Here is a 17,311-nt window from a genome sequence, read left to right as displayed (position 1 = left end):
CCGGATCATCTGAACGCCACCTTCATACCCGCAACGAACGTGCGCGGCGAGCCCGCGTAGATCGACCCCGTCGTGTTTGCAAGCACGCTCGCAGGATTTTGAATGCCGGCCGCCGTTACCGTGTTGGCGATGTTGTTTGCCGAGGCAACGTAGGTACGGTCGAACACGTTTCTGACTTCGAGAAACAGGTTCAAGGACCTGAAGGAGTCGGACACCAGATCAGTCCTGTAGTGAACGTTTACGTTGACGAGTTCGTAACCGGGCGCCTTCAGCAGATTCGCATTGTCCATATAGAAGGAGTCCTTCCACTGGATCTCGAGGAAGCCTCCGAGACCCGTCAGCGGTCCGGCAAACTCATCGTAACCAATCCGGGCCGTCACCTCGTTCGGCGAGACGCCGGGGATCTTGTTACCGGCCCGGTTGAAGCTGAACACCGCGCCATTGGTGATGTTCTCGACGTACTCGGTGTAGACCTCATCGAGATACGTGTACGCCGCCGTGAATCTCCAGCCCGGGAAGAACGTCCAGTCAGCCGCAAGCTCCACGCCCCGGTGCTCCGATCGCGGCGCATTGAACGAGTAAGTTGTACCGACGATCGGCGTTGCCTGGTTGACGATCTCATTGCGGAAGAACTCATAGAAGCCCGTCGCGCTCAGCTTGAGCGTGTTGTTCGGCGTCCAATCGAAACCAAGGTCGTAACCGAGATTCTTCTGCGTATGGAGCTGGGTGTTGTTGCCTGAAAGCCCGGTCGGAAGAACAAAAAGATTCGAAACCTGCGGGGTGCCATAGCCGGTGGCGACCCGCCCACGGAACAGCCACTCGTTGTTGAGATTGTAGAGGAGCGCCAACTCCGGAGCGGCATTTTGAAACTGTCGATCCGCGGTCGTGAGCGTTGTCGTGGTGATGCCGGTGGGGCCGGCGTACGCATACGCAGTGTTTACTCCCTTCAGAACGGTGGTTTCCCAACCGACGCCAGCGACTGCTGTCAACGAGGTCGTCAGTTTGAGTTCCTCCCGCGCACGCACGCCGTAGTTGGTGGTCTCGCTATAGAGATTGCTCGACAGCCTACCGAGCGTGGCGTTGCCACCTGGCATCACGTTGCGCGTGTCGCTCGACGCGCTCAAGGTGTTGTAGAAGGCGCCGAGGAACGTGGTCGACTCCAGGCCGAGAATCTCGCCCCGCTTAGTCAGATCGCTCATGTAGTTGTATGACGGAAAATCCCCGATGGTGCTGGTCGAACCCGTCGGCTGACTGATGTTTCTGTCATCGAAGACGAACTGGTTGCGCCAAGTCGTCGTATTGTCGAAATCGTGCTCCCATCGGCCGCCAGCGATCGTGCGGCGGTCGTTGCGGCCGAGACCAGCTTGCACCGCCGTCTCTTTGTCGGTCCCCGCTACCGCGTTGAACCCGTTGTTGAACAACGTCACCGTGCCGCAGCCGGGGGCTGCCGTAGCGCTGGTCGCACATCCCTGCTGGAAGGGATTTTGGTCGTACTGGTTCAACGAGGAGCGGATCGGCAGCCGCGTGCTGAGGTCGTTGTTGATGATCTTGACCGTGAAGCGGTCGTCCGGCGTCGCTTGGAGCGTTCCCAAGAAGTTGACAGTCTGCGTATTGAACCAGCTGTTGCCGACGTAGCCGTCACCCCGCGCGTCGCTTGCAAATAGCGAGCCCTCGAAATTTCCGACCTTCTTGCCGGCCGCGAGATAGTTGTTGAGGTAGCCATAGCTGCCCCCGTCAACGCCGTATTCGACGCCGTCGATCGTCCCGCCCGGCCGTGTTCGAAAATTGAGCGCGCCGCCGGTCGCGTAGTTGCCATAGAGCGCCGACGAAGGACCGCGGATCACGTCGATAGCACCATAGGCGTGAGGATCGATCAGATCGCTCCGCGACAGTCCATCTGGCTGGGTTACAGGAAAGCCGTCCTCGAAAATCAGGAGATTGCGGATGCCGAACCCGTTCCGCGCGTTCGATCCGCGAATCGAGATGCCGAAGTCGCGCGGTCCATTTCCCTGCTTGACCGATATACCTGGACTGTCCCGCAACACGTCACTGACCGAAAACGATGGTCGGTTGTCGAACTGGCTGCGATCGATGGTCGTCGAGGTCTGACCGGCGGGCGACCGATTGAGACCATCTCGCGCGGCGCCGGCTGTCGCTGCCGTGTTTTGGGCCGGAGCATTGAGGGTTGCGTTCCGTGCAACGGGCTTGGTCGAGTGACCCGGGGAAGCAGAGCGCGGTCTCGATTGCCGGATTGCCGGCTTGGGCTTTGCCGGTGCGGGGGCATCGACCGTTACCGGTGGCAGCACCGCGCTGCTGGTTTGAGCGAAAACTCCACCCGATGACGCAAGCAACGCGGCCTGAACGGCCACGACACTCACGCCGCGGCGGGCATGACAACGTAACATGGGGCATTCCTGACGCCGGCAGCCATCGCCGGCCAATTGACAGCATCAATCGCCGACGGACGGGCCGCGGCGACGTTGAAGGTCGTCAGGAAGAATGGGGCGGCCCGCGCGCCTGGGCGCTTGAGCCCTTAGGGGTGGCAACAGCGGGGGCTTCCGCCTCGCGCCACACCACACGTTCGACATGGCGGAAAGGAATGGAAAGCGCGGCTTGCGGCGGCGAATCAAATGACGCGTTGGCCTGGGCCAGGCAACAGAGTGCGCACGCACCGGCATGTGCGGTCGGATCGCTCTGACCGCCCTGCTCGCTCGCACTGTGGCAGATGACAGCGGTCTGGAGCGGATCGGCAACGGCCTGGCCTGCCGCCAAGCAGGCGGCAATCGGCGCCAGCACCTGCATCACCAGCGCGAGCAGGACGATGGGTAGGAATTTTTGCAGTCGTCCGCGCATCCGCCGAGCCATTCGTTCGCCTGCTAACTAAACACCGCGCCAGGGTCGAGTCGAGGTCCGTTCCGCCGCCCGCTTGGGCCAGCGCAAACTTCCGGAAAACTGTGGTCCGGACACTTCACTGAGGGAAAGTCCGGCAAATGAGGCAGTCCCATCGCCCTGCCCTCCCACAGATTTCTTATATTTGTCATATGCTTATGCGGCGAAAAGCCCGAACATTTCGTTGATTGCTCGAATTTTGAACATTCGTTGCCGAAAATGATGACAAGTGAGAAAAGTTGATCTAGCATCCCCCTTGCTCAGGCTTGACCGTGAGGTTGAAGTCTGGTGGTCCAAGTCTCGGGAGGAGCCCCTGGCGCGCAAAACGCAGCGTCGCCCCGTCAATCAAGAGCAAATCTTAGAATCGGGGATAATAGGGTCGACACAATTTTCGAGCGGGGCTAGGGCCCCGCTCTTTTTTTGTCTGCGTGGCTGAAGCGGTCATAAATGCTTCCCCTCATCCGATCGAACAGAGCTTCCGCGTGCAAGGCAGCGAGCTCGTGAAGGGTCGATGCTGGCGCTGACGATCGAGGCGATTCTCGACTTCGCAGGCACACGCAGCAGACATTTTCGCCTGATTGCCTGCGGAGTCGCTTCGCACGATGCCGATGGCACGCCGCGTGAGCTGTTCATCGCCTTCTTCGCCATCATCAGGGATACGCTGCGCGACCTGCTCGGCGCCGAATGGTCGCCGGACATTGCGCGGGCATGGGATCAACTGCTGGTCGATATCGATGCATTCGCCGGCATCGCAGCGTAACGCTTTGCGCTGCACCACCGCGCCGCAGCGATTTGTCCCGCGATTGCAGATTGGGTGGCGTGAGCTTTCCGATTGTGAGACACTTTCGCATCGGTCGCGCAATCAATGACGCGCCGACGACAAATTCATGGGAGCGAGCGATGTCCGGGACGAAAGATTTCTCGACGACCAGGCGCGATCTTCTTCAGGCGGCAGCGACCGCCGGCGCCGCGACTGCCATCCTCGGCAGCTTAGGCATAAACCCTGCGCTAGCAGCCGAAGTCGGACGATCGGAGAAGCCATTGAAGGCGGCTTTCTCCAACGCGGGCCTTCAGGCAACTTGGTGCGCGCAAGGAAAGCAGGCCGCGGAATTCTGGGGCAAGCTATTCAACGTCGAGGTGACCTGGTTCGACGGGCAGCTCGACGCCGTAAAGCAGCGCGCGGCGATCGACAACATGGCCTCGCAGAAATGGGATTTCGTCGCGATCCAGGCCTTCGGCATCGGCACCCTCACCCAGCCGGTGCAGAAGATGATCGACGCCGGCACGCCCGTGATCGACATGGACACGCTGATCGCCCCGCTCGACCAGATCAACGTCCACTCCTTCCTCGCCCCTGACAACGAGTTCATGGGCGCCTCGGTGACGCAGGCGCTTTGCAACGCCATGGGTGGCAAGGGCAAGATCATCATGACCCAGGGCGCGCTCGGCCATACCGGCGCGCAAGGGCGCGCAAAAGGCTTCAACACCGTCGTCAAGCAGTTCCCGAACATTGAGGTGCTCGACACCCAGCCGGCCGATTGGGACGTGTCGAAGACCGCGCGGCTCTGGGAAACCTATCTGACGAAGTATCCGCAGATCGACGCGGCGTTCTTCCACAATGACGACATGGCGCTCGCCGCCGCCAACATCATGAAGGCGCGCAATCGCACCAACATCCTGATCGGCGGCGTCGACGCCATGCCGCCGGCAATCCAGGCGGTGAGCGAGGGCCGCATGTTCGCGACCGTGCGCAATCCGTCCTGCCGCATCCATGGTGGCGCCATTATCGCGGGCGTTTCCGCGGTCGTCGGCGGCGAGAAGAGCGGACAGGGCATCCCGAAGAACGTCGTCACCGACGGTCCGGTCGTGACCAAGGCAAACGCCGCCGGGATGCAGTGGATGCAGGATCACTTCCTGATCTGAGCCTCCAAGATCTGAGCTTCCATGCCTGCGGGACAACAGCCCATCCTCGAACTCCAGGGCATCACGAAGAGTTTTGGCGGCGTCGAAGCGCTTCGTGGTGTCGACTTCGCGCTCTCGCCCGGCGAGATCCATGGTCTCGTCGGCGAGAACGGCGCCGGGAAAAGCACGCTGATGAAGATCATCGCCGGCGTGCATACCGAGTTCTCCGGCCGCTTCCTGATCGACGGGGCGGAGACGCATTTCCGCTCGGCCCGCGATGCGCACGCGGCCGGCATCGCCATGGTGCACCAGGAGCTCAGCGTCGCGCCCGACCTGACGGTCGCGGAGAACGTGTTCCTGGGCAACCAGCCGACCAACCAGCTTGGCCTCGTGCAATGGCGGCGGATGGCGCGCGAGGCCGGCGAGCAGCTCGCCCGGTTCGGCATCGACGTCGATCCGATGAGCAGGCTGGGCGATCTCCCGATCGGGCTCCAGCAGCTGATCGAGATCGCCCGCGTGCTGTTCTCCGGCGCGCGCATCGTCATCCTGGACGAGCCGACCTCAGCCCTCTCCCCGCCCGAGGTCGAGCGCCTGTTCGCGACGCTGCGGCGGCTGCGCGAGCAAGGCACTGGCATCGTCTTCATCTCGCATTTCATCGAGGACATCTTGCGCGTGTCCGACACGGTGACCGTGTTCCGCAACGGGCGGAAGGTCGCCGAGACAGCAAGCACCGCAACCAGCAAGGGCGCGCTGATCGAGGCCATGATCGGCCGCGGCGGCGAAGTGCTCGAGCACAGCTACAACGATGAATTGATGCTGCCGCGCCCCAGCAACAGCTCGGTGGTGCTGAAAGTCGACCAGCTTTCATTGGCCCGCAGCCTAAAGGACGTCTCCTTCGAGGCGCGCGCCGGCGAGGTGCTTGGCATCTACGGCTTCATGGGCTGCGGCCAGCAGGAATTGTCGCGCATCCTGTTCGGCAAGCTGAGGCCGGACGGCGGCACGCTCGCCGTCGACGGCAAGGCCAGAACCTTCGCCAGCACGGCCGCCGCACGGCGCGCCGGTGTGGCGCTGGTGCCAGAAAGCCGGCGCGCCATGCTGTTCCACCAGGAGCCGGTCTACAAGAACATCTCGATCAGCATTCTCGATCGCATCTCGTCCCTGCTGCTCAAGCCGGCGCAGGAGCGCGACATCGCCAAGCGGCAGGTCCAGCAGTTGCAGATCAGGCCGCCGGTGGTCGGCCTCGACCTCGGCATGCTCTCCGGCGGCAATCAGCAGAAGGTCGCGCTGGCAAAGTGGCTGACCTACCCGCCGAAGCTCCTGGTGCTGTGCGAACCGACCCGCGGCATGGATGTCGGCGCCAAGAACGACGTCATCAACATCGTCCGCGACCTCCGCGCCAAGGGGCTTGCCATCATCGTGCTGTCGACCGAGCCGGAGACGGTGCTGTCGCTGGCCGACCGCATCCTCGTGCTCAAGCGCGGCGCATTGGTGCGGGAATTTGCCAATGAGCCGGTCAGCAAGGACCGCCTGCTGGAAGCGGCGTGACGGAGAAGCACAATGGCGAGCAGTGAGACGGCTTTGGCGGCAGGGAAGCGAGCGCGGGGGCTCGCGCCCTTCCTGCGTTCGCAGATGCGCAACATCGCCCCGTTCCTGACGCTGATCTTCCTCTCCGGCTTCTTCGCGTTCGCCAGCCCGTCCTTCGCGACGCTGGACAATCTCGGCAACATCCTCACGCAAGTGTCGGTGACAGGCATCATCGCCGTCGGCCTCACCTTCGTGATCCTCTGCGCCGAGATCGATCTGTCGATCGCCAGCATCGCCAATGTCACCGGCATCGCCGTCGCCTACTTCACGCTGCAGGAATCCTACGTCAACATTCCCAACATTCCCCTGCCCGGTGCTGCTGCGATCCTGCTGGCCATCCTGCTCTGCGCAGCTCTCGGGCTCGTCAATGCGCTGGGGCTGACCGTGATCGGCATCCCCTCCTTCATCATGACGCTGGCGATGATGCAGATCGCAGCCGGCATCTCGGCGCTGCTGGTGCGCGGCCAGATCGCCTACAAGGTGCCGGATGTGATCACCACGCTCGGCTCCGGCTCAGTCAGTGGCATTCCCTGGATCGTCATCGTCGCAGCCATCATGCTGCTCGGCGGCCATCTGGTGCTGACCTACACGCGCTTCGGCCGCTACGTCTACATGGTCGGCGGCAACCGCGAGGCGGCCGAGTATTCCGGCCTCAACGTCAAGCTGATCCTCGGCGCGGTGATGGTGATTTCGGCGGTCTGCTCCGGCATCGGCGGCATGCTCGGCGTCGCCCATTTCGGCAGCGCGCAGCAGAACGAGTTCGACACCTATCTGCTCGACTCCATCGCCGCCGTCGTGGTCGGCGGCACCAGCCTGTTCGGCGGCCGCGGCGGCATCGGCAACACCATCGTCGGCCTGTTCGTACTGGGCGTCCTCAACAACGGCCTCGACCACGTCAACATCGACAGCTTCCTGAAGATCCTGATCCGCGGCCTGATCCTGCTGGCGGCGCTGGTGATCAATGTCTACGCCCAGCGGCTGCGCGAGAAGGCGGTGGAGTAGACAAGCCTCAAAACAAAAAGCGCGAAAACAACCCCATGCACAGTAGAACTCGCATGGAATCGTTGAGGAATTTTGCTCGGAATTCGGAGCCCACAGCCTCGGAAAGTTCGAGCCCACAACAGCGACGTTTGACCCGTCGGGCAAAACAGGAGCACGATGTCATCATGGCGGCCGGTGTGTAGCGCCCCCCAAAATGCTCTGACGTTCATGCTGCATCAACCCAGTCATTGCGAGCGCAGTGAAGCAATCCAGACTGCAGCCGCGGAAAGATTCTGGATTGCTTCGCTGCGCTCGCAATGACGATGCGGCGGCAGGCGCAATCCAGGGCCACCTCTATCGCGGAATATGGGAACGCAGCTTAACTCTCCGACGTCGCATCGGGCGCGAGCCGCGAGAACCGGAAATTGCAGTGGCTGGCGCCGCCAGCCAACGTTTGTGTCCTTTCCAGGCGGATGCCTCGCGTTGCATAGGCATCGAAATCGAGGCCACAAATGTTCGGCAGGATTTCCTTGTCTCCATGGCGAGCCGCGAATTTGCAAAAGCCGCAGGCCTTGTAGTTGATGCCGAATTCAAAGTCGTCAGCCGGCGTCGGCTCGACGAAATCGTAGACGAAATCTTCCGGAAACTCCTTTTGATGGCTTGCTGTAACGCTTTCTGCCGCCTGCTCGCGCAGCAGAGCCTGGCTCTCTCGCGACATGAATTGACGCCCCGAGGCGAGACGTTCCGCTTCGGGCACGGCGATCAATTGCGCCTTGTAGGTTTCCCGTTCGATGTCGCCGATCACAGGCACCGACACGCCACGTCGCAGGAGCACCCGGCTGATGGCGATAAACCCGATCAGACGCATGAAGACCTCGCTCATACGACTTGCCGTGCCTCCGACATAGGGCATTTGGGTGAGCACGATTTCGAATTCGTCCATCACCTCCTGCCTGATCCCGTCGATGTCGGTGAGATACGCGCGCTCGCGCAACATCGCTTCGGCGAGGTCGAGGCGATGATGCATGGCCGCCTCCATTGCGTCGCGATGCGACTCGTAAAAGGGATGGATGATCGCAGCCATTGGGCACCTGACATAATTGGCTCATTGCAAAGTCGGCCGGTCTCACTCCGCGGCGATCGCCTCGATCTCCAACAGCCATTTGCTGTCGACGGTCTCAGCGATCATGACCGTTAGCGGGGGCTGGTGTTCCCCGAGCATCGTGCGACGAATGGTACGGTTGGTCACGACCTGGTTCCGGTCGGTCAGGAACGTGGTGACCTTGACCAGATGCTCGACGCCAAGGCCGGCGGCGGCGAGCACCTCCATGACATTGCGCCAAGCCTGCTCGCATTGCGCCTCGAAACCTTCCGGCACGGCGCCGTCGGACGTCTGCGGCACCTGGCCGCTGATGAACAACAGGCGGCGATGCTGCTTCAATTCCAGTCCCATGCAGTAACCGCCGGCGGGAGCGTGGACCGTTGCGGGATTGTGGCTGACGATGTGAGCTGGAGGCATAGGGTTTCTCCGGATTGCGGGCTGACCGTATCCGGCGACATCGCGCCGGCGCAAAGCAGAGTTGCTGCGGTTCAGCGCAAGAAAATCTATTGCAAGCACGCAGCCATTCGGTGACAAACTGGCCAGCGATGACCTACACCCTTCCACCACTCAACGCGCTTCGCGCATTCGAAGCGGCCGCGCGGCATCTCAGCTTCAAGCAGGCCGCGCACGAGCTGCACGTGACGCCCGCCGCCGTAGGGCAACAGGTGAAAGCGCTGGAGGCGCGGCTCGGTGTGCAGCTGTTCGAGCGGCTGCATAAGCAGCTCATCCTCACCGCAGCCGGTCAGGCCTATCTGCCCGGGATATCCGATGGCTTTCGCCACATTGCGGATGCGACCTCGCAATTGAAACCGGCAGGTGCGGTGCTGCTGCAGCTGGGAGTCCATGGCAGCTTCGACCTGCGCCGCCTCGAGCTGGCGGCGTTTCGCGGCGCGCATGCGGAGATCGGTTTGCGGGTGCTGCAGCCCGCGGGCTTGCACGAGTTGATTGAGGGCAAGGTCGACCTGCTGATAGCCCGCGGTCTTGGCCACCATCCGGGCTATCGCTGCGACCGGATCAATGAGGGATCCGGTTTGGGTGATTGGCTGATTGCGCCTGAAGGCACCGCGGATTGTCCCGAAATCGTCAGCTTCCGCAAATGGCTGCGCGCCCTGCCGGCCGAGAACCCGCTCGCAAGCCACCGCCGCCCTCATCTAGTCGGCAGCGTCGGGAGTTAAGGCGATAGCCTATTGCTGACCTTACCGCCTACGAACAAGCCCTCGCCTCGCGCGTTTGCCGATCGAAATGCTGTGCCGAACATAAAGATAAACGGTGAGAAGGACGATAAACAGGCCAGCTATCCAATGACCGGCAGCAAATACTGCAATGCAAAGCGAGTAGATGAGAAACGTCACGATGGTCCAAACCAACGCGAACCCCAAGTAGGTCCGCCCCGTCGGAATATTGCTTACGTTACGTGGCATAGGCTTCCGTTCAACCCGATGCCCATTACCTGTCCATTGCAGGCCAGTAACGCAATGGGCGATCGCAAAACGCACGCCTTCAGACTGGACCGATGCGTACTGCGATAGGTTAAGAACCGATGATCAGAATGGCTAAAATCGCTGTGCAAATCGTATGGGCGGTTTCGATCGTTGGCATCTTCACGGCCATTGGCGGCGCCTACGGTTGGGCACACCACGAGTGGTTGGGTGCCATCGCACTCGGGACCGTCGGATTTTGCGCAGGAGCGATGCTGGCCGCGTCACCTCTCGCATTTCTCCAAATCCTGGGCGGCGGATTGTGACTAGCTCGCTGACCTCCCGTCTGGCCATTAGCGACTGCTGCCATCGTTCCCATTGGCCTCGGGCGGGGCCGCGCTTGGCTTTTATCGATCCGGCTAAGCGTCCTTTAGGACATGCAAAGCATTATCCCGCGCACAACTGGGGGACGCAATGCTCTCTGCCTTCGCGCTGGCCTTCGCGGGCGCTACCATGATCGAGGCTGCCGGCCACTTCTTCAAGCTCAACAGGAACCTGGTCGCAGGTGTCCGCACGTTGATCATCATGATCGGACTCTGGTTTGCGGTCGCAGCAACCCGACAAGAGGAGCCGCGCAGACCGCTTGCGCCGACAGCGTTGACCCTCGGGAAAATGTTATCTCATGGCGGGGAGCGTGCATGAGTGAACTCGAGCTTTCGGGTGTGATTGCAGCCGTCTGGGTGGTCACGTTCCTTGTCCTGGTTCCAGGCCGGTGGCTCGGGAATTGGATTGCCAAGTCCAGTCCCAACACCTTTTTCGGCATCCTTCTTCTGCCTTGCATTCACGAAGCTCTTTGTGGCCTGCATCGCGATCGGGCTCGCCAGATTTCCCTCTTTGCCCCACGTCAACACAAACAAGGACTTCGCGCTGATATTCACGGGGCTGTTCTTTTTTGTGCCCGCGCTCGTTGCAAATTTTATAGGTTTCCGTCGCGCTCAGGCGCAGAGGAAACTTGCGATTATTGCCTAGCCGAACAGCCAAAGGCCTGGGGTCGGTACGATTGAGGTCAATGAATGCGAAACGCGACAGTCGGCGCGCTCACTTACGAATTCCTCTTCGAGGTTTATCGGAAGATGGATCACGATCGAACGACCGGGTTTATCCAATCCCTACCCGATGAAAATGGCGCGCAGCGCGAGGCCTTCTACCACGATTGCCTGGGGCAATGGGAGTGGATCGGCGGGGCGTTGAAACAAGTTGGCGTTCTGAGGGCTCTCCAACAACCAACTCCACCTCCATGGGCCCAGCCAACATCGAGGCCACGGAATGATTTCTTTTACCCCGCCATGACCTTGGCCGAATGCGGCGCAGCCGACTTCTCAAATTTCGAGACCTTTGACAATTATTGCGTGGCAATGTTCTCCTTTGAATCTGCACGACCCTTTCAGATATGCCGGGGACCTCGTCGATCTGGCTATTCGATCGCCCCGCTTCGTGGATTCTGTCGCGGCCCAAGACGACATTTTCCGGATCGAGGACAGCAACCGCGTCGTATTTGATCGCTCGCGCTACGAAGAAAAAATCATGACACGATGGAGAGGCGGGCTGGACAATCGCACCATACGTCCCAAAAACGGTGCGTAGCTATCCGCCCCCGGTCGCGGCCAAGATCACCTGCCCCGCAATCTTCTCACTTCGCCAGCACCTCACCGCATGTCCGTCAGGACGCGTTTCCAGCGATGGCCCCGGCTCGCGACGACACCTGTCTTCGGCATAACGACATCGTGGGCTGAACGCGCATCCGCTCGGCGGGTTGAGCGGGTTGGGAAGGTCGCCCCCGGTCGTAGCCAGCGGTGCGCGGCGCAGCGGATCGGGGATGGCGGCGATCAGGGTCTGGGTGTACGGGTGCGCCGGCCGTTCGAAGATTTCGCGCCAGTGGCCGGCCTCCACGATGCGGCCGAGATACATGACGGCCACCCTGTCGCTCATGTGTTCGACGACGCCGAGGTCGTGGCTGATCATGATGTAGGAGAGGCCGAGGGTTTCCTTCAATTCCAGCAGCAGATTGATGATCTGGGCGCGGATCGAGACATCGAGAAAAAACCGCGAAAACTCCCCCAAGGCAAAGTAGAAATGATTGAGGAATTTGGCGCCGAGTGACTTGAGCCCTCCGCCACGACCAGGTTTGACTCGTCGGACAAAACCGGGGCAGAATTTCACGGTGGCACCGATAGCGCATCCGGTCAGCGGTAGGCTCAAGCTGAGGGCGAGGCAATTGCAGAGAAAGTGGTGCACCGGCCTTGCTGCAATGCTGTTGTTCTCAGCCGCGGCTGCTGGCAACCTCGCACAAGCGCAAAGTGCGTTGGCCAAACTTCCGATCCTGCTCGCCGACCAGTACCGCACCGTTCGAAGCGTAGTGCTCGCGCGGCGCGATTGCGTGGAATTCGAGTACTACAAGGCCGGCGTGAATTCCCGGACATTGTTGCCCGTGCACTCGGTCACGAAGAGCGTACTTTCGATCCTGGTCGGCATCGCACTCGACAAGGGCTACCTGCGCGTCGATCAAAAGCTTTCTGAGCTCTTGCCTGAAGCGTTGGACCCGACTTTCGATGCACACGTCCGCGACATCACGGTTCGCGATTTTCTGACGATGACCTCCGGCTTCGATTCGGCGGCGCCGTTCGGTGCCAATGCTGTCATTCCACCGAACGAGATGTGGCAGTGGACACTCAGTCGACCAATCCGCCACGAGCCCGGCACCCGGTTCGAATACGACGATGACAGCGTCAACCTGCTGTCGGTGGCTCTGGCAAGGGCGATCCGGCAGAACTCCAAGAGCTTCGCGGAGCAAAATCTGTTCGGCCCGCTCGACATAGCGAATTTCGATTGGAAAGCCGATGCCGAAGGACATCTGATTGGCGCATCTACGTTGTCACTCAGCGCCAGGGACATGGCCAAACTCGGTCTGCTCTATCTCCAGCATGGCCGCTGGGGACATGATCAGCTCGTGTCGAGCGAATACGTGGCCGACTCCACGTCAAGGCACAATGACGGCGGCGCGCCGGTTGGCGCGGCCTACGGTTATCTTTGGTGGGTTACGCACACCAGTACGGGGTTGGATGCCTTTTTCGCCGCAGGCAAGGGTAGCCAAATCATCTATGTTTTACCCAAGCTTGATCTTGTCGTCGCGGTGACCTCGCTCTCCAGCATTCCAGGTGGAAGCGTCCACTTCGTCAATGAAGTCCTTCTGCCCGCTCTAACCGACCATCCCGCTCCGTCGCCCTGTGTCGATCGGCTGATGAGAGAGGGCCCTCGTTGAACATTGCCGGTTCGACGGCGGCACCGAGACAGGCCCAAAGCTGGAACGCCCAAGATGGCCCCGCTGCGGCGGTGAGATTGACGATGGTCATGCCCCCCCGGACGAGGCGGCACTATCGCATATGCAGGCTGTATCTGTGGCCATCCTTCGAGACGCCCGCTATGGCGGGCTCCTCAGGACGAGGATGGAGTGCGCGGCGGGAGTTTCAACGGGCGCCGATAGTGCTTAGCCTCATCCTGAGGAGACCGCGAAGCGGTCGTCTCGAAGGGCGAGGCGCGCGCTCAACCGCTCAAAGGGCCATATGCACTACTCTGCTCTCGTCCCTAGAGGTGTCCGCCCTCCGTCAAGGCCAATCCCCTCTCCGCCTGCCCCGCAATCTCATCAGCGCGCCAGCACCTCACCGCGTGCCCATCGGCTCGCGTCTCCAGCGATGGCCCCGGCTCGCGACGACACACCGCCTCGGCGTAACGACAGCGTGGGCTGAACGCACATCCGCTCGGCGGGTTGAGCGGGTTGGGAAGGTCGCCCCCGGTCGTAGCCAGCGGTGCGCGGCGCAGCGGATCGGGGATGGCGGCGATCAGGGTCTGGGTGTACGGGTGCGCCGGCCGTTCGAAGATTTCGCGCCAGTGGCCGGCCTCCACGATGCGGCCGAGATACATGACGGCGACCCTGTCGCTCATGTGTTCGACGACGCCGAGGTCGTGGCTGATCATGATGTAGGAGAGGCCGAGGGTTTCCTTCAATTCCAGCAGCAGATTGATGATCTGGGCGCGAATCGACACGTCGAGCGCCGATACCGGCTCGTCGCAGATGACGATTTTGGGATTGAGGATCAACGCGCGCGCGATGCCGATGCGCTGGCGCTGGCCGCCCGAGAATTCATGCGGGTAGCGGCCCGACTGTTCGGGCCGCAGGCCCACGTGCCGCAGCATCGTCGCAACGCGGTCCTCGATCTCGCTTGCGGCGGTGACGCCATGCACACGCAGGGGATCTTCAAGCGTGCGACGAACGGTCTGGCGTGGATTGAGCGAGGCGTAGGGATCCTGAAACACCATCTGCACGATGCGCGCCAATGCCTTTCGATCGCCGGATGGCCCGCTCGTCACCACCTGCCCGTCCAGCACGATGCGGCCGCGCGTCGGCGTCAGCAGGCCAAGCAGCGACAGTGCGACCGTCGACTTGCCGGAGCCGGATTCGCCGACGAGGCCGAGGCACTCGCCGCGCTTGAGCTCGAGATCGACGCCGTCGACGGCACGGAGCAGCCGCCGGCCGCGGCCCAGCAAGCTGCCACCCACGGGAAAATGAACCGCGAGATCCTCGACGCTGAGAATGACATCGTCGCCCGGCCTCCCCTTACCCGCCCTGTCCTCACCCGGCATGTTCTGGGGTTCATGCATGGTGATGACACCTGACCAGACCGCCGGCTCCCAGCCATGTCGTCTCCGGCGCGGCGGTCCGGCAAATCTCGGTCGCATGCGCGCAACGCGGATTGAACCGGCAACCGGCCGGGAAATCCGTGATCGCCGGCACCACGCCCGCGATCTCCGTGAGCCGGGTCCGTCCAAGTGCCGCCCTGCTCCCCAGCCGCGGCAGCGAATTGACGAGGCCTTGCGTATAGGGGTGCGAGGGCGCCCGGAAGATATCGGCCGAGCCGCGCTCCTCGACAATGCGGCCAGCATACATCACGGCAACGCGGCGGCAGACGTTGGCGACCAGGCCGAGATCGTGGCTGATCATCAGAACAGCTGTTCCTCGCTCGGCGCATAAATTCCGCATCAGTTCGATGATTTCGGCCTGCACGGTCACATCGAGCGCCGTCGTCGGCTCGTCAGCGATCAGAAGATCCGGACCGCATGCCAGTGCAATCGCAATCATCACGCGTTGACGCATGCCGCCCGACAGCTGATGCGGGTAATCCTTGACGCGCCGCTCCGGTGCGGGGACGCGGACGCTCGCCAGCGCCTCGACCGCCAGCTGGTCGGCTTCCCGCCAGCTTTTTCCCTTGTGCAGCACGAACATCTCGGCGATCTGCCGGCCCACGGGTGAAACCGGGTTCAGCGCCGTCATCGGCTCCTGGAAGATCATGGCGATGCGATTGCCGCGCAGCGCCCGCTGCCTGGCGGCTGAAAGACTCTGGATCTCCCGCCCGTCAAATCGGATGGTGCCGCCACTGATCGACAACGGCGGCCGCAACAGGCCTATCAAAGCGAGCGCCGTAATGCTCTTGCCGCAGCCGGATTCGCCGACCAGGCCGAATGTCTCGCCGCGATCGATGCGGAACGAAACACCCTCGACGGCGGCAACCCGGCTGGAACCGTGGTTGAGGTCGATGCGCAGGTCCTCGACTTCGATCAGCGGCGAGCCCGTCATATACGCCGGCTCCGCGATTGTGGATCGAGAATGTCGCGCAGGCCATCGCCGAGCAAATTGAGACCGAGCACCGTCAGGAAGATGGCGAGGCCGGGAAAAACCGAGAGCCACGGCGCCGTCGTGATCTGCTCGCGCGCCTCCGACAGCATGCTGCCCCAGCTTGGAAAAGGCGGGCGAACGCCGAGGCCGAGGAACGAAAGCGCCGCTTCGGACAAGACCGCGCTGCCCATGCCGAGCGTGCCGATGACGATAATGGGGCCGAGCATGTTCGGCAGCAGCTGCGTGATCATGATGCGCAAATCACCGTAGCCAAGCACTCTTGCAGCCTGCACATAGCCTTGGCTCCTAAGCGACAGCGCCGATGCCCGCGCGAGCCGGCAGGTGAAGGACCAGTTGGTCAATCCGAGCGCGATCAGAAGGCTGGTCAGGCCCGGTCCAAGCACCGCCATAATTGCGAGCGCGAAGATCAGTGAGGGGATCGCGAGCATGAGATTGGTCAGCCCGTTCACGAAATCGTCCCACCAGCCGCCCCAATAGCCGGCGCTCAGGCCCAACCCTACGCCGATGACGCTGTTGATGAGCTGCGAGACGATGCCGACCGTCAGCGAGATGCGCGCGCCGTAGACGACGCGGGAATAGATGTCACGGCCCTGCGCGTCGGTGCCGAACCACCAGGTCCAGCTCGGGGCCTCCTCTGCATTCATCAGGTTGGCGTCCAGGACGGGATCGGTGTGCGCCAGCCAGGGCGCGAGCAGCCCGACGACAATCGCAAGCGCGAACAAGGCCCCGCCGATGATGAGATTGGCTCTCAGCTTCATGCGTATCTGATCCTGGGATCGATCACGCCGTAGAGCAGGTCAATCAGCAGGTTGATCGCGAGAAAGAACATCACCACCACGAGAATGGAGCCCTGGACGGCCGGAATGTCGCGCTGCAGGACACTGTCGACGAGCAGCGAGCCGATGCCCGGCCACGAGAACAATTTCTCGACGACGACCGCCTGTCCCATCAACGCGCCGAATTGCAGGCCGATTGTCGTGAGAATCAGCACAGCCGCGTTGCGCATCACGTGCCACTGCACGACCCGGGTCTCGCTCATGCCCTTCGAGCGTGCAGTGCGGACAAAATCGGCGGTCATGATCTCGAGGACCGCGGCGCGCGTCGTTCGGGCCAGCAGCGCCATCGGCGAGACGCCGAGGGTCACGGCCGGCAGGATCAGATATTTGCCTCCGCCATCCCCATAGCCAAAACTCGGCAGCCAGCCGAGCTTCAACGCGAACAGGTACATCAGCAGCAGTCCAAGCCAGAATTTGGCCATTGAAAGGCCCGAGACCGCAACGACCATCGTGGCCGTATCGACGATGCTGCCCGGCCGCAATGCAGCGATGAAGCCGAGCGGCACGCCGACGACAACCGCAAACGCCATGGCTGCGAATATCAGTTGCAGCGTCGGCCAGGTCCGCTTGGCGATCATCGCCGTGACCGGCTCGCGCGTCCGGAATGACGTTCCGAAATCACCGGTCGCGAGCTTGGCGATGTAGGCGCCGAAGCGGACGTAGACGGGTTCGTCGAGGCCGAGCTGCTTCTTCATGCGCGCCTCGACCTGCGGATCGACGTCGTCGCTCATGGTCGAGGCGATGCTGCCGGGAACGATGCTGAACAGCACGAACACCAGCAGCACGACAGCGAGCACGGTCGGAATGGTTTGCAGGATTCGACGGATCAGGAAGGAGAGCATCGGCATCG

14 protein-coding genes and 2 pseudogenes are annotated in these 17,311 nt (G+C 62.0%); 6 read left to right on the top strand and 10 right to left on the bottom strand.

Going from position 1 to position 17,311, the window contains the following annotated elements; genetic code table 11:
- Window positions 1–5 precede the first annotated feature (5 nt).
- Window positions 6–2,405 carry a TonB-dependent receptor gene (locus GWG65_RS29490; RefSeq protein ID WP_275199041.1) on the bottom strand — a complete coding sequence of 800 codons (2,400 nt, stop codon included), beginning with the start codon at window positions 2,403–2,405 and terminating at the stop codon, window positions 6–8.
- An 85-nt stretch (window positions 2,406–2,490) separates the two neighbouring features.
- Window positions 2,491–2,865: a DUF2946 family protein gene (locus tag GWG65_RS29485; protein ID WP_275199017.1), complete on the bottom strand. Its 375-nt coding sequence runs from the start codon at window positions 2,863–2,865 to the stop codon at window positions 2,491–2,493.
- Between the two features lie 452 nt (window positions 2,866–3,317).
- Between GWG65_RS29485 and GWG65_RS29480 the strand changes: the two are divergent.
- From GWG65_RS29480 to GWG65_RS29465, 4 genes and pseudogenes are all read left to right on the top strand, one after another.
- Window positions 3,318–3,649, top strand: a pseudogene (locus GWG65_RS29480) (globin).
- A 140-nt stretch (window positions 3,650–3,789) separates the two neighbouring features.
- Complete coding sequence (locus GWG65_RS29475) at window positions 3,790–4,812, top strand: sugar ABC transporter substrate-binding protein (protein ID WP_275199016.1); 1,023 nt, start codon at window positions 3,790–3,792, stop codon at window positions 4,810–4,812.
- 21 nt (window positions 4,813–4,833) lie between these two features.
- The gene (locus GWG65_RS29470; RefSeq protein WP_275199015.1) at window positions 4,834–6,336 is read left to right on the top strand and encodes a sugar ABC transporter ATP-binding protein; all 1,503 of its coding nucleotides are present in this window, start codon (window positions 4,834–4,836) and stop codon (window positions 6,334–6,336) included.
- Between the two features lie 12 nt (window positions 6,337–6,348).
- The gene (locus GWG65_RS29465; protein ID WP_275199014.1) at window positions 6,349–7,377 is read left to right on the top strand and encodes an ABC transporter permease; all 1,029 of its coding nucleotides are present in this window, start codon (window positions 6,349–6,351) and stop codon (window positions 7,375–7,377) included.
- Between the two features lie 358 nt (window positions 7,378–7,735).
- Here the strand turns inward: GWG65_RS29465 and GWG65_RS29460 are convergent, their stop codons facing one another.
- Complete coding sequence (locus tag GWG65_RS29460) at window positions 7,736–8,440, bottom strand: L-2-amino-thiazoline-4-carboxylic acid hydrolase (RefSeq protein ID WP_275199013.1); 705 nt, start codon at window positions 8,438–8,440, stop codon at window positions 7,736–7,738.
- 42 nt (window positions 8,441–8,482) lie between these two features.
- Entirely contained in the window at window positions 8,483–8,875 is a 393-nt protein-coding gene (locus GWG65_RS29455; RefSeq protein WP_275199012.1) for a RidA family protein, read from the bottom strand.
- A 128-nt stretch (window positions 8,876–9,003) separates the two neighbouring features.
- Between GWG65_RS29455 and GWG65_RS29450 the strand changes: the two genes are divergently transcribed.
- Window positions 9,004–9,633 carry a LysR family transcriptional regulator gene (locus tag GWG65_RS29450; protein ID WP_275199011.1) on the top strand — a complete coding sequence of 210 codons (630 nt, stop codon included), beginning with the start codon at window positions 9,004–9,006 and terminating at the stop codon, window positions 9,631–9,633.
- 923 nt (window positions 9,634–10,556) lie between these two features.
- On the opposite strand, the gene GWG65_RS29445 is transcribed toward GWG65_RS29450, so the two are convergent.
- A complete protein-coding gene (locus GWG65_RS29445; protein WP_275199010.1) occupies window positions 10,557–10,814 on the bottom strand; it encodes a hypothetical protein in 258 nt (85 codons plus the stop codon).
- Window positions 10,815–11,520: 706 nt separating this feature from the next.
- Window positions 11,521–11,973: pseudogene (locus GWG65_RS29440) on the bottom strand (ABC transporter ATP-binding protein); the annotation flags it as partial.
- A gap of 265 nt (window positions 11,974–12,238) precedes the next feature.
- On the opposite strand from GWG65_RS29440, the gene GWG65_RS29435 reads away from it, so the two are divergent.
- On the top strand, window positions 12,239–13,195 hold the full coding sequence (locus GWG65_RS29435) for a serine hydrolase (RefSeq protein WP_275199009.1): 957 nt from the start codon (window positions 12,239–12,241) through the stop codon (window positions 13,193–13,195).
- Window positions 13,196–13,518: 323 nt separating this feature from the next.
- Here GWG65_RS29435 and GWG65_RS29430 read toward each other — a convergent pair whose 3' ends face one another.
- From GWG65_RS29430 to GWG65_RS29415, 4 genes are read right to left on the bottom strand one after another with little or no spacing between them, the layout of a single operon-like run.
- Window positions 13,519–14,592 carry an oligopeptide/dipeptide ABC transporter ATP-binding protein gene (locus GWG65_RS29430; RefSeq protein WP_275199008.1) on the bottom strand — a complete coding sequence of 358 codons (1,074 nt, stop codon included), beginning with the start codon at window positions 14,590–14,592 and terminating at the stop codon, window positions 13,519–13,521.
- The gene (locus tag GWG65_RS29425) at window positions 14,585–15,565 is read right to left on the bottom strand and encodes an ABC transporter ATP-binding protein (RefSeq protein ID WP_275199007.1); all 981 of its coding nucleotides are present in this window, start codon (window positions 15,563–15,565) and stop codon (window positions 14,585–14,587) included. Before GWG65_RS29425 ends, GWG65_RS29430 begins: the two co-directional genes overlap by 8 nt.
- Entirely contained in the window at window positions 15,562–16,383 is an 822-nt protein-coding gene (locus tag GWG65_RS29420) for an ABC transporter permease (protein WP_275199006.1), read from the bottom strand. Before GWG65_RS29420 ends, GWG65_RS29425 begins: the two co-directional genes overlap by 4 nt.
- Window positions 16,380–17,303, bottom strand: a complete 924-nt coding sequence (locus tag GWG65_RS29415; protein WP_275199040.1) for an ABC transporter permease — start codon at window positions 17,301–17,303, stop codon at window positions 16,380–16,382. Before GWG65_RS29415 ends, GWG65_RS29420 begins: the two co-directional genes overlap by 4 nt.
- Between the last annotated feature and the right edge of the window lie 8 nt (window positions 17,304–17,311).

Origin of the sequence: Bradyrhizobium sp. CSA207, from assembly GCF_029051685.1 — a bacterium.
Taxonomy (GTDB): domain Bacteria; phylum Pseudomonadota; class Alphaproteobacteria; order Rhizobiales; family Xanthobacteraceae; genus Bradyrhizobium.
Note: the sequence above shows the minus strand (reverse complement) of the source record. Positions and strands in the feature narration are given on the sequence as shown.